General features: G+C 58.2%; 11 protein-coding genes and 2 pseudogenes. 3 read left to right on the top strand and 10 right to left on the bottom strand.

Going from position 1 to position 12,638, the window contains the following annotated elements; all coding sequences use genetic code 11:
• The 6 genes and pseudogenes from BLU28_RS25185 to cyoA all read right to left on the bottom strand — a co-directional run.
• A pseudogene (locus BLU28_RS25185) lies at window positions 1–311 on the bottom strand (ATP-binding cassette domain-containing protein); the annotation flags it as partial.
• Between the two features lie 223 nt (window positions 312–534).
• Window positions 535–1,827: an NAD(P)/FAD-dependent oxidoreductase gene (locus BLU28_RS25195; RefSeq protein WP_234794456.1), complete on the bottom strand. Its 1,293-nt coding sequence runs from the start codon at window positions 1,825–1,827 to the stop codon at window positions 535–537.
• A gap of 152 nt (window positions 1,828–1,979) precedes the next feature.
• Window positions 1,980–2,339 carry a cytochrome o ubiquinol oxidase subunit IV gene (gene cyoD, locus BLU28_RS25200; RefSeq protein ID WP_077986882.1) on the bottom strand — a complete coding sequence of 120 codons (360 nt, stop codon included), beginning with the start codon at window positions 2,337–2,339 and terminating at the stop codon, window positions 1,980–1,982.
• Window positions 2,336–2,953 carry a cytochrome o ubiquinol oxidase subunit III gene (gene cyoC / locus BLU28_RS25205; RefSeq protein ID WP_077986883.1) on the bottom strand — a complete coding sequence of 206 codons (618 nt, stop codon included), beginning with the start codon at window positions 2,951–2,953 and terminating at the stop codon, window positions 2,336–2,338. Before cyoC ends, cyoD begins: the two co-directional genes overlap by 4 nt.
• A pseudogene (cyoB, locus tag BLU28_RS25210) lies at window positions 2,950–4,946 on the bottom strand (cytochrome o ubiquinol oxidase subunit I). The gene cyoC and the pseudogene cyoB overlap by 4 nt, the downstream one beginning before the upstream one ends.
• A gap of 2 nt (window positions 4,947–4,948) precedes the next feature.
• Complete coding sequence (gene cyoA, locus BLU28_RS25215; RefSeq protein WP_077986884.1) at window positions 4,949–6,082, bottom strand: ubiquinol oxidase subunit II; 1,134 nt, start codon at window positions 6,080–6,082, stop codon at window positions 4,949–4,951.
• 162 nt (window positions 6,083–6,244) lie between these two features.
• On the opposite strand from cyoA, the gene BLU28_RS25220 reads away from it, so the two are divergent.
• Window positions 6,245–7,594 carry an MFS transporter gene (locus BLU28_RS25220; protein WP_077986885.1) on the top strand — a complete coding sequence of 450 codons (1,350 nt, stop codon included), beginning with the start codon at window positions 6,245–6,247 and terminating at the stop codon, window positions 7,592–7,594.
• 68 nt (window positions 7,595–7,662) lie between these two features.
• Here the strand turns inward: BLU28_RS25220 and BLU28_RS25225 are convergent, their stop codons facing one another.
• From BLU28_RS25225 to BLU28_RS26175, 4 genes are all read right to left on the bottom strand, one after another.
• Window positions 7,663–7,929, bottom strand: coding sequence for a SemiSWEET family sugar transporter (locus BLU28_RS25225; protein WP_077986886.1), 267 nt, complete (start codon window positions 7,927–7,929; stop codon window positions 7,663–7,665).
• A gap of 45 nt (window positions 7,930–7,974) precedes the next feature.
• A complete protein-coding gene (locus tag BLU28_RS25230; RefSeq protein WP_077986887.1) occupies window positions 7,975–8,955 on the bottom strand; it encodes a TIGR03885 family FMN-dependent LLM class oxidoreductase in 981 nt (326 codons plus the stop codon).
• Entirely contained in the window at window positions 8,952–9,107 is a 156-nt protein-coding gene (locus BLU28_RS26470; protein WP_175477742.1) for a hypothetical protein, read from the bottom strand. Before BLU28_RS26470 ends, BLU28_RS25230 begins: the two co-directional genes overlap by 4 nt.
• Window positions 9,108–9,752: 645 nt before the next feature.
• Window positions 9,753–9,950, bottom strand: a complete 198-nt coding sequence (locus BLU28_RS26175; protein ID WP_128636323.1) for a hypothetical protein — start codon at window positions 9,948–9,950, stop codon at window positions 9,753–9,755.
• 318 nt (window positions 9,951–10,268) lie between these two features.
• On the opposite strand from BLU28_RS26175, the gene BLU28_RS26800 reads away from it, so the two are divergent.
• The gene (locus BLU28_RS26800; RefSeq protein ID WP_267889675.1) at window positions 10,269–10,391 is read left to right on the top strand and encodes a hypothetical protein; all 123 of its coding nucleotides are present in this window, start codon (window positions 10,269–10,271) and stop codon (window positions 10,389–10,391) included.
• Between the two features lie 134 nt (window positions 10,392–10,525).
• Window positions 10,526–12,070: a Fic family protein gene (locus BLU28_RS25240; RefSeq protein WP_045535484.1), complete on the top strand. Its 1,545-nt coding sequence runs from the start codon at window positions 10,526–10,528 to the stop codon at window positions 12,068–12,070.
• Window positions 12,071–12,638 lie beyond the last annotated feature (568 nt).

Genomic DNA, 12,638 nt, shown 5'->3' on the forward strand with positions numbered 1-12,638 from the left:
GCGAGCGCCATGGCGATCATGACGCGCTGGCGCTGACCACCGGAAAGCTCGTGAGGATAGCTGTCTATACGCCGCTCGGGCTCCGGAATTCCGACTAGCCTCAGCAGTTCGAGAACGCGTGCGCGCGCCTCCTTTTTACTGCCACCGCGGTGGTGAATGATCGGCTCAGCAATCTGCGCACCGATCCGGTAAAGAGGATCGAGCGAGGTCATCGGCTCCTGGAAGATCATGGTGACTTTCGCGCCACGGATTTTGTTCAGCTCGCCGACAGGCAGTCCAAGAAGTTCCTTTCCGCGATATTTCGCGGAGCCGCCGCCAAGGCCAAGACGGCGATACTCCGAGATCGTAACCTCTGCACTGTTCGTGGTCGGCGGCATCCTCGAGCTCTCGATGGTACTAGGCATCGTCTCTGACGCTCTGTCGCACTGAGGTTGAAGACAAGACATCCGCCTCAGCTGCCGCCAGGGACCGCATGTTCACTAATTGCCCACAGGTGCGGAAGAAATCTTTTCCGCGGACTGCCCTTTATCTTCATCAATGAGTCTCGCTCCCCGTTGTCGCGTGATGTAGCGCCAGATCCATTGCACACTGACAAGCACGCGCTTTTCGAAATTTATCAGCAGATAGACGTGGATGACCGCCCATGGCGAGCCGCCCCTTCATTTGCCATCGTCCGAAATCGAAAACCGCGGCGTGTCGTCCGATCACTGCGGTGTTGCCACGATTGCGAAACCGGAAAGGCGGCGCCGTTGCCGGCACAGTCGCATACTTTGAAAGCAGACGTCCAAGATATTCACCCTGCTGCTTTGCAACCTGTGCCAGCGCGGGGAGTGGTTTTCCGTCCGTGCCTAACGCGAGCGCGGTGTCCCCTAGGGCGTAGATTTGCGCAAAGCCTGTTACATTCAGGTGCTCTCCCACTGGTATCCGCCCCCCTGGCGGGTTTTCCAGTCCAAGCCACCGATGGGCGGATGACGCTTTGACCCCTGCGCCCCAGACGATACATCCTGTTTCTAGGCGCTCGCCATTGACAATGACATAACCGTCGGCGACGTCGGCCACGCGCTGGCCGGTCCTGACTTCGACGCCGATAGATGAAAGGTGCTCCTTTGCGTAGTTCGAGAGCGTTTCAGGAAAAGCTGCCAGTAGGCGGGGACCTGCCTCGATCAAGACGACGCGCAAGTGTTCCGGACCAAGATCGCGAAAATCGCGAGCAACCATGAACCGGCCCAGCTCCGATATGGCGCCAGCCATTTCCATTCCGGTCGGGCCGCCGCCAATGATGACGCTCGTGAGCAGCGCCCGTTTGGTGCCATCGTCTTTGGCGAGTTCGGCCTGTTCAAACGCGAGGAGAAGTCGGTGGCGGATCTGACGGGCTTCATGTACCGTCTTCAGCCCAGGCGCGACATTCTGCCAGTGGTCCTTGCCGAAGTAATTATATTTGGATCCCGTCGCTATCACTAGCTGGTCATATGGAATGGAAGCGGTCCCCTCCATTGTGACACGCTTCCCGACAGTATCTATACCGGTCACCTGCGCCATTACGACTCTTGTATTCGGATAACGACCAAGCGTTCGTCGAACAGGTTCCGAAATGTCAGCTGGAGACAATGCCGCAGTCGCAACTTGATAAAGCAAAGGCTGGAACAGATTATGATTTCGACGGTCAATGACCACGACATCCACATCCGCTTTGCCAAGCCCTCGGGCGCAGGCGAGACCGCCAAAGCCAGCGCCGATGATGACAATGCGTCGCCTCTGTGATCGTGTCGCTGATATCGATGCACAGCCAGCCGTGCTGCCAGGCGGTTCTTTCGTGGTCGGTGGCATGTATTCCTCTGTGCCTGCTTGGAGGCGTGACGACGAGAACCCGCGTCGGTGAATTCCCAGCCGAACAACGCAACGAGTGACTTGTTCCACTAAAACGCCCGGCTGCGTTCGTGTGGCGGCTCAAGCAAGCAACATGACGGCAGCGGATTGGGTCACGGCATGTTCCGCGCTGCGCCGGGATCCATTTGCATCATGTTCGCGTTGAGATGATACATGATCCAGAGCGAACCCGCGACGCTGATCAACAAGACGACCAACGTAAATATCAGGGAAAGCGCCACCCATCCCTTTTCGGTGCGAACATCCATGTGCAGAAAACAGACCATATGAACGATAATCTGGACTACAGCGAAAAGAACCAGGACCAGCGCAGTCAGAGCCCTGCTTGCCAGTCCTCCACTCAAGACAAGCCAAAATGGTACCACCGTTAGGATCGCAGATAGGAGAAAACCATGCTGATGTGTTCTTCGGCTGGCCTGAGACGACGTAGCCTCGTTGTGTGGCGCGCTCATGAGGTAACTCCCAGCAGGTAAACAAAGGTGAAAACGCCGATCCAGATGATGTCCAGGAAATGCCAGAATAGAGAAAGGCAGACCAGCCGCCGATGATTGTCCGGGGTGAGACCATGCCTGCTAATCTGCGATATAAGGACCGTGATCCAGATAATGCCGAAGGTTACGTGGAGGCCGTGGGTGCCGACGAGGGCGAAGAAGGATGACAGGAAACCGCTCCGGCTGGGCCCCGCGCCTTCTGCAATCAGCTCGGTAAATTCGAACAGTTCGAGGGTTAGAAAAGCAGCGCCGAGAACTCCCGTCAGCGCCAACAACCGCATGGCCTGCCTCTTGTTTTTCTCCACCGCGGCGATCATGGCGTAGCCGTAGGTGAGAGATGAAAGAAGAAGCAGGCCGGTGTTGACGGCCACAAGGGGAAGCGAGAAAAGTTCGGCCGGTGTCGGGCCCGCCGCGTAGTTTTGGCCAAGCACCGCGTGCGTTGCAAAAAGCACGGCGAAAATCAGGCTGTCGCTCATGAGGTAGACCCAGAAGCCCAGAAACGTTCCGTCTTCCGGATGATGGTCCTCAATCATGAAGTAAGCGCGTTTGTCCCTGAAATCCGGCCGGTTCGTCATGATACACCTCGATGCAGCCATGCACGAATGCGGGCCTCGGTTTGTGCAACCTCTTCCTGTGAAAGGTAGTAGTGACGGTCGTAATTGAAGGTATGAGCTATGGTGACGATGAGGATGCCGGCGAATGCAAGTGCAGAAAGCCACCACATGTACCAGACGGTCGCAAATCCGAAGATTACGCTCAGGCCACTAATGTAAATACCCGTTGCCGTGTTCCGGGGCATGTGTATGGCGCGGAAGCCCTCGGCCGGAAACGACTCGCCCATACGTTTCATGTCATACCAACTGTCGAGTTCATGGACGACAGGCGTAAAGGCGAAATTGTAGCTGGGGGGCGGTGATGCCGTCGCCCATTCCAAAGTTCGCCCGTTCCATGGGTCCCCCGTCGTGTCCCGCAGTTCCTCGCGCCGCATAAAGCTCACGATCAACTGGATGATGAAGGATAGGATTCCGCAGGCGATGACAGCCGCACCGACTGCAGCAATCACAAACCAAATCTGCAAGGACGGGTCGTCGATCTGCGCCAATCGCCGCGTTACGCCCATCAGGCCGAGCACATAAAGCGGCATGAAGGCGAGATAGAAGCCTACAAGCCAGCACCAGAAAGACACCTTACCCCAGAACGGATCCAGACGGAAACCGAAGGCTTTGGGAAACCAGTAGACAGTCCCGGCGAGCAGGCCGAAAACGACCCCACCGATGATCACATTGTGGAAATGCGCGACGAGGAAAAGAGAATTATGCAACACGAAATCGGCGGGGGGAATTGCCAGCATTACGCCGGTCATTCCGCCGATAACGAACGTAACCATGAAGCCGACGGTCCACATCATGGGCACTTCGAAGCGAATTCTTCCCTGGTAAATGGTGAAAAGCCAGTTGAAGATTTTGGCGCCGGTCGGGATGGAGATGATCATGGTGGTAATACCGAAAAAAGCATTCACACTTGCGCCGGACCCCATGGTGAAGAAGTGATGCAGCCAGACCAGATAGGACAGGATGGTGATGACAACCGTGGCATAGACCATGGAAGCGTACCCAAAGAGCCGCTTGCCGCAGAAAGTTGATACGACTTCTGAAAATATTCCAAAGGCAGGAAGAATAAGAATGTACACCTCGGGATGGCCCCATATCCAGATGAGGTTCACATACATCATCGGGTTGCCACCGAGGTCGTTCGTAAAAAAGTGGGTACCCGCGTAGCGATCAAGTGTCAAAAGCGCGAGGGTGGCGGTGAGGATAGGAAATGTTGCGATGATTAGGATGTTGGTGCAGAACGAGGTCCACGTGAAAATCGGCATCTTCATCATAGACATGCCCGGTGCCCGCATTTTTATGATCGTCGTGAGGAGGTTGATGCCCGAAAGCGTCGTCCCGACACCGGCAATCTGCAATGCCCACAGATAGTAATCGACCCCGACACCCGGGCTGTAATCGATGCCTGAGAGCGGGGATAGGCAAGCCAGCCGGTGCGCGCGAACTCGCCGACAAAAAGCGAGCTCATTATGAGGACCGCGCCAGCGACTGTCATCCAGAACGAGAGGTTGTTTAGGAATGGAAAGGCCACATCACGTGCGCCAATCTGAAGCGGGATGACAAAGTTCATCAGACCCGTGATAAACGGCATGGCCATGAAAAAGATCATGATAACGCCATGGGCCGTGAATATCTGGTCGAAATGATGCGGAGGCAGATAGCCCTCGTTTTCGCCGAACGCAATTGCCTGCTGAGCTCGCATCATCACCGCGTCGGCAAAACCACGCAAGAGCATGATCAGGGCGAGGATGACATACATGATGCCGATCTTCTTGTGGTCAATAGTGGTGAACCATTCGCTCCAGAGGTAACCCCACATGCGGAAATAGGTGACGAGCCCAAGGAGCGCCAAGCCGCCGATCGCAACCGCGGCGAAAGTCACAAGCAGGATCGGCTCGTGGTACGGAATCGCCTCCAGACTGAGCCGTCCGAAGAGGAGGCCGGAAAGATCAGACATGTTCAATCACCTTGTTCTGTGGGCGGGGACGTAGTCTGGGGCTGACGGTGACCGCTACCAGGTTCGGACGGCTCGGCCGGAGCATGAGTGGCCGACGGGCCTTCACGCCGAATTTCGTCATGGCTGTGCGCCGGTTTGCCGCTGGCAGGAAAGGTCGCGCCGGGGCGACCCGACGAGCTGTGACGGTTGTCGTATTCCAGTTGAGATTTGTCGACCGCAGGTGCTTCACCGGGGCCGTGCAAGTCGCGGTGCATGACTTCGTTCATGCAGATCTTGCCCTCTGCAACGCACAGATTGAGGATGCGATCGTAAAGGCCCTTCTCAACGACGCCGAAATAGCGAACGGGATCGCGTTTACTGGGCCTCTCGAGTTCGAGGTAGGTGGCACGGTCTAGCGACTTTCCTTGCTGTCGCACCTTTTCGACCCAGGCATCGAAACCATCGCGCCGCATACCGAGAAAGGTGAAGCGCATGCGCGAGAAGCCGTCGCCGCTATAGTTCGCCGAGAAGCCGTCGAAGCTGCCTTCGCGATTGATTACGGCGTGTAACCGGGTCTGCATGCCCGGCATCGTATAGATCATACCGGCAAGGGCCGGCACGTAAAAGGTGTTCATAACGGAGGATGCAGTCAGTTTGAAACTGATCGGGACGTCCACAGGCGCAGCGAGTTCATTTACTGTCGCGATTCCAAGCTCCGGATAGAAAAACAGCCACTTCCAGTCCAGCGCTACCACCTGGACGGTCATGACCTTCTCGTTTGGCGGAAGCTGGCGGGCGGCATCAAGCCGCGCAAGCGGACGGTAGGGGTCGAGCTGGTGGGTGCTCGCCCAGGTGACAGCGCCAAGGGCAATTATGATTGCTAGCGGTGCCGACCAGATCAGCACCTCAAGTCGCGTGGAATGATGCCAGTCCGGACGGTAGCTGGCGTCGGTGTTCGACTCCCGGTACTTCCAAGCGAAGAAGAGCGTCAGGAAGATGACCGGTAGGATGATGAGCAGCATGAGCAGCGTCGAGACAACAATGAGATCACGCTGCTGGCGCGCAATATCGCCAGACGGCTGCATGACGACGAGGTTGCAGCCTGAAAGGAAACCCGTCACAGCGATCGTCGCGAGAAACTTGAAAAATCTGGTCATGCTGTCCCGCCCGCTTTCGAAAGGCACGCCCGCATACGAATGCGTTCGATCGCGGCCCGAACCTGATAATCGTTGTCGGGTTCCCGAGAAAGTGCCGGCAGCAGGAACAAGGAGCGTTGAAGATGGTTAGACGCCGTCAGAACAGAGGATGCGTGGACGACGATGGAGAGCGATTTTGCGGGTGCCGCCAACACGTCAGGTCTGGAGAGCGACGCTCGCCACATCCATGACGATAAGCCTTTGTCTCCCGATAATATCGCGATTGGCGTGATTATTGGGCGCACGGCCGAGTTTTTTGACTTCTTTGTATATGGGCTGGCCTCGATCCTCGTCTTTCCACGACTGGTTTTTTCCTTCGAACCGAATCCGGTGAAAGCGCAACTTTATGCATTCCTCGTATTCTCGCTGGCTTTCGTAGCGAGGCCAGTCGGCTCTCTCGTCTTTATGAGTGTCGACAGGCGCTACGGGCGCGGCGTGAAACTGACGGTGGCGCTGTTTCTTCTCGGCGGATCAACCATCGCGCTTGCTTTTCTCCCTTCGTACGAGACTGCAGGAACCTCCTCGCTTGCGCTGCTCATGCTCTTCCGCCTCGGTCAGGGTTTTGCGTGGGGCGGCGCCTGGGATGGTCTTGCGTCCCTTCTGGCTCTCAACGCTGCACCGGAGGTTCGCGGCCGCTACGCGATGGTGCCGCAACTTGGTGCGCCGCTCGGTTTCGCGCTCGCGAGTGTTCTGTTCGGCTACTTTTACACGACGCTACCGCATGAAGACTTCGTCAGCTGGGGATGGCGCTACCCGTTTTTTGTAGCCTTCGCCATCAACGTTGTGGCGCTCTTCGCCCGCCTCAGGTTGGTCGCTACACGGGAATTTGGGGAGTTGTTGCGGCAGAAAGAATTGACCGCACAGCCAGTGGGCGCGGTTCTGGGTCGGCATAAGAAACATGTCCTGCTTGGCGCCTTCGTGCCGCTCGGCAGCTTCGCTCTTTTTCACCTTGTCACCATATTTCCCCTCGCTTGGATCGCTCTCGTTAGAGGCGAGCAGACGGGTGAGATGCTGGCGATGCAGGTCGTCGGTGCAGCCTTCTGTACGGTTGCAATCGTCGCCTCCGGCTACGTCGCGGACCGGATTGGACGGCGCGGGCACCTGATGCTGTGCGCAATCTTGACCGCGCTTTTCAGTCTTTCCGCACCGTTTCTCATCGACGTCGGACGAACCGGTCAGTATTCCTTCCTGCTTTCCGCTTTTGCTCTGATGGGATTTTTCTTCGGGCAAGCATCGGGCTCTATTGCTGACAATTTTAGCACGAGGCTGCGTTACACCGGCTCTGCCCTGACCTCCGATCTCGCCTGGCTGATCGGCGCCGGCTTTGCGCCGGCAGCAGCTTTCTACCTTGCGACGCGCTTCGGGATAGCCTTTATCGGCCTTTATCTCCTGTCCGGAGCGATTTGCAGCGCCGTGGCCCTGGTAATCGCGGGACGTTCGCGGACCGGCGAAAGCAAGTCCGAGCGGATATAGCCCGCTTTGACGGCCAAAAAAATGCGATCTGGTTTCCGCCACGTCACTTTCTGAACGACGTGACGTGCTTATTCCGGCCGGCGACACTCCCGGAGCTTCAGGAACAGGACGATCCCCGACAGGCAGAAGCAGATCGAGTTCGTTAAAATGATTGGCCATTCGCCGCGGAGGAAGCCGAACGCTGCCCAAAGCGCAAATCCGGTTACGGTCAATATGTACATAGGCGCCGAAATCGCCGCAGTGTCCCCGGACCTCACCGCCTTCCAGACTTGGGGAATGAAGCTCGTCACGGAGCATATCGAGGCGAGATAGCCAACCAGAAGACCGCTGTCCATGAGCAAAATATCCTTTCAATCAGTCAAGTTCGGTGCATCGAGGCGTCACGTTGGTGACGTCGCGGCGACTGCTGGCAATACCTCGCGCCCCATGAATCGAATAAAGCCCGCCTGGTCGCGGGAGACGTTGTGAATGTAGAGTTCTCCGACGCCGCATGAACGACACTCGTCGATGAGCCGAAGGACGTCACCAGCTTCTGTGACCAGAGGAACAAACCGGTCCATCTCCTCCGGGAGAATTTCGCGCGTCGCGCTGTCGAAAGCAGCCGGGCTTGCAAGGTTTGCCAGACGGTCCGCTGGCGCTGCTGCCGTTCGCCATTGATCCCAGGCGGCGATACGGGCTTCGTCCCTTGTGGCTCCCCAGCTTAGCTGCAACTGGAGTGCGAGCGGTTTGTCCGAGCCGCCCCTTGACCTATACTGGTCGAAGACGTGGACCAGCTCCTCCTGGGGCTTGCGAACCGTCAGCAGACCGTCTGTCCAGTCACCCATCCAAGCAGCTGTCTGCGCGGAGAGTGCGGCGCCGAAGAGAGCGGGAGGCCGCACTGGAAGCGACCAAAGCCTTGCGTCGTCAGCTGAAAACCATGGCAGGACGCGGGACACCGTCTCTCCCCTGAGCAGCCTTCGCATGATGTCGGCGCCGGCCTGCAGACGCAGATTGCGTTCATGTTTGTCCGGCCAGCCTTTTCCCACGACATGTTCATTCAAGGCTTCACCGCTTCCGACGGCGACCCAGCGTAGCCGGTCTGGAAACATTTCCGAGAGGGTGGCAATCAGATGCGCAAGAGTAACCGGGTGATAGCGCAAACCACCAGGAATGGCGAGGCTGCCAAAGGGCAAGGTCGTGACGGCCATGGCAGCCCCCAGCCACGCCCAGTTGTTTCCCGAGTTCCCCTGTCGCCCACTCCACGGGTTAATGTGATCGGAGGTCATGACGGCATTGAAGCCAGCTTGCTCTGCCAGCTTGATGAAGGACAGCAACTCATGGGGTGCGAATTGCTCGTGAGACGCGTGATATCCGATGATCATATTTGCCTCCGCTGGTGGTACGGTCGTTCGAAGGATATTGTGCGCATGACGATTTCCTCATGGTAGAGCAGCGTGGCACGACTTTCGCGATACTGCGCCCATCCGCCGCGATCGAGTTCGTCAACCATGGCCTCCGTCTGCTTCAGCTTCATGCCGTTCTTCCTCGGCTTTTAGCCTAGGCCATGAACGGCTATGCCACCGAACCTTTTCGTTGGAACGATGCGGCTGTCTCTAGTGGTTCGCGGGATGAGTATTGCGGTGAGATATAACATTAGGCTTGCCGATTATACTCCCGGTCAAACTCGCTTTCAGCGCGTCGGTTCCGGCGATGCGCCAGCAAGGCTGTACTGACCGACCGGTGCCCGCGCCATTGCCATTCGCTGATTGGGCGATCCGCCCCCCGGCCACGTCGGAGTCGCTACGATCGAAGAAACGCCCGGCCCCATCCAAATCCTAGCCAGCAACGCTGGCATCGCTCTTGGCGTGCCGATCGCCCCAGCGCCTTCAGAAGTAACGGTACACCTTTGACCAGCCCATCATGTCTTATCGGAAGCTCTGCCCGACAAGCCTCAGCAGCGATCCTGAAAAGATCCCAAACCGTCCATGCTGCCGGTCGCTACCACCCGTCAAACTGTGCCAAAACGGCGTTGCGTTGCAAAGCCAATATCTTCCTGATTATAAGTGAGGCTCGCAATGTAGTCGGATCAGCAGCAGACATAGAGGCAAGCAACAGGATTTTCGTCAATTGAGGAACTGGACTCCGGCGCATCCGATATCGTCGGCGACGCGATCTGGCATCACAAGTCAACTTCCGGGACAAAATTGACATGAAGTAACCAACTAGTTAGATTAGATTTTCGACATCTCACGGAATGTTCTGTGGGAAGCGGGAGTGGCGCCAGGAAATCCTTGAGTTCAGCCTTACGTGTCTTCAGCTGGCTGCCGCGTTCCGTCACGGCATCGAGCGTGATCGCCTCCTCCAGATAGAGATTCATCAGGCGCTGCTCCTCGCGATCGATCCGCTCGACCTCGGCCTCGGCAGCATTGATGTTGGCGCGCGTCCGTACGCAGGCGATTCATTTCCTGCCTATACGCATCGCAGAACTCGGCGAAGATGTTGGGATCGAGCATCCGGGTGCGCAGCGCGTAAGCGCGGGGGTCTCCAGCTGGTCGCGCCGGATTTGACGCGGTTGTCGCAGGTGCCCTTGTTGCGTGCCGTCGAGCAGCCTATCAAGGTAGCCCAGATCGCCGAATAGCCACCGCCGCAGCAGGCGCAGCATGCCAAGGCAGCTCCCTTCAAGCGCAATGACGCCATGCTCGACATTCTGCCGATCGGCGTCATCGTCTGGCCGGGCACCGGTATCCAGGACAACCTCGCCGACAAAGCCAAGAAGCTCGGCATCCCGGTCAATCGCTTCGAGATGGGTGGCGCGTAAGCGCCATCCGTATTCTTGGCCTGGAATCGATTTTCACGCCAATCTAAGATTATGAATCGAAATTCATTGTGAGTTATCGGATTTCATGAGAATGTCTGTCCTGAGGTCGATTTCAGGGCTAGGTATCAAAATTCATGGAGCCGGGGCAGAAGAAGTCATTTTCAGGAGAGGCAAGCGTTTTTCACGGGCGCTGGCTGCCGGAAGCCGCCGTTCCGGTCGGCTATGCCGCCCTGATCGATGCCTGGAGCTTGTCCGTGCCCGTGCCGATCAACCTGTCGGCCATCGGACCACGTCACAAGGTCTACCAGACCGAGGGCTGGAGCCTCTACACCCCGCGCCACCGGCCGGATGACAATCTCGCCGGCCACCTTACATTTGCACTCCGCTACGAGGGGTTGGATCTTGCAGTCCTGAAGGCGTTGTTCCGCGAAACCGGCCCGGAGCCGATCGCGGCCATCGTCCGCGCAGCGCCGACCGGCGCCTATGCGCGCAGGCTCTGGTTCCTCTACGAATGGCTGCTCGATACGCGGCTCGATCTGCCCGATGCGACCCAGGGCAGCTACGCCCTGACCGTCGATCCTGAGCAACAATGGGCGGTTGAGGGGACGACTTCGACGCGCCACCGCGTGAAGAACAACCTCCCCGGCACGCCCGCCTTCTGCCCGCTGATCTTTCGCACGCCCGCACTCGAGGCCTTCGTCGCGCGCGGCCTCGGCGACAAGGCACGACGGCTCGTCGCCGAAGTGCCGGTCGATCTTCTGGCGCGCACTGCCGCCTTCCTGCTGCTCAAGGATTCGCGTTCGAGCTTCCAGATAGAGGGAGAAGATCCACCACAGGATCGCATCCAGCGTTGGGGACAGGTGATCGGCGAAGCCGGCCGCCGGCCGATCGACCGCGCCGAGCTCGAACGGTTGCAACGCATCGTCATCGGCGACGCGCGTTTCGTCCATCTCGGACTGCGGGAGGAGGGCGGCTTCATCGGTGAACACGACCGCCTGACCGGCGCGCCGATCCCCGATCATGTCGACGCCCGCCACGACGATCTTCCGTCACTGGTCGATGGGCTGATCGCCTTCGATCGCGGCGCCGCGCACCGGCTCGATCCGGTCCTCGCCGCCGCCATCCTCGCCTTCGGCTTCGTCTACATCCATCCGTTCGAGGACGGCAACGGGCGACTGCATCGTTATCTGATCCATCATGTCCTTGCCGAGCGTGGCTTCAATCCGCCGGGCCTGGTCTTTCCGGTGTCGGCCGTCATCCTTGCTCGCATCGACGCCTATCGGACCGTACTCGAAAGCTATTCGCGCCGTCTTCTGCCGCATATCCGCTGGCAGGCGACTGATCGTGGCAATGTCGAGGTCTTGAACGACACCGCCGATTTCTACCGCTATCTCGACCTGACGCCGCAGGCGGAGTTCCTGTTTGAATGCGTCGCCCGCACCATCGACGTCGATTTGCCGGCCGAGACCTCGTTCCTGCGAATCTATGATGCGTTCAAGACAGAGGTCCAGAGCTTGATCGACATGCCGGATCGGTTGCTCGACCTTCTGTTTCGGTTCCTGCGCCAGAACGATGGAAGGCTGTCAAAGCGTGCGAGAGACAGGGAGTTCGCTGCGCTCACCGATGAGGAGGCCGCGAGGATCGAAGAGGTTTATGCCGATCTTCAATTGCGGGGCTGAGCACTTGCAATCTCAGAAATCCCCGGCGACCAAAGCCGCCGGGGTCTTGGCTCTGCGTCGGAAAGGGATAGCATTGTCCGTGGTTGCTCCGCTGCGAGGCCTGGCAACCCGACAACTGCCAAACCGACCCAGTGTCCTGGCGATACTCTCGCGGCCGTAACGGTCGTTGGCGTCAAAGGTCCGAACGATTTGGTTGCGCGGGTCAGGGCGGCGGTATCCAGCACCATCATGCCTTCGTCTCATGAAAGGATCAGCACAGTGACCTTCAATGTGGCAGAGGGGCGGTGCCATTCGCCGCTCTGGTCTTTACCTTCCGTTCTCCGCATCCTGGAGCATCAAGCCATCCGATGGACGCGCGGGTGGCGCGTGTAGAGCCAGTTGACCTGTGTCGCTCTGACATGGACTTGGGGCAAGTTCCAAAGCACCCGGCCACTGTCAATGTTCCGCGCGGGTCCACGACCTTAATCGCACCCACCAGTGGATATATCCCTATCAACAAAAAGAGCTCCTAAGCCCGTCTGTTTTTCGGCAGCATCCCGCTGATCCGGGCCGTGTGGGCGCGTGGCGT

It is taken from the genome of Agrobacterium pusense, assembly GCF_900102105.1.
GTDB lineage: Bacteria > Pseudomonadota > Alphaproteobacteria > Rhizobiales > Rhizobiaceae > Agrobacterium > Agrobacterium pusense.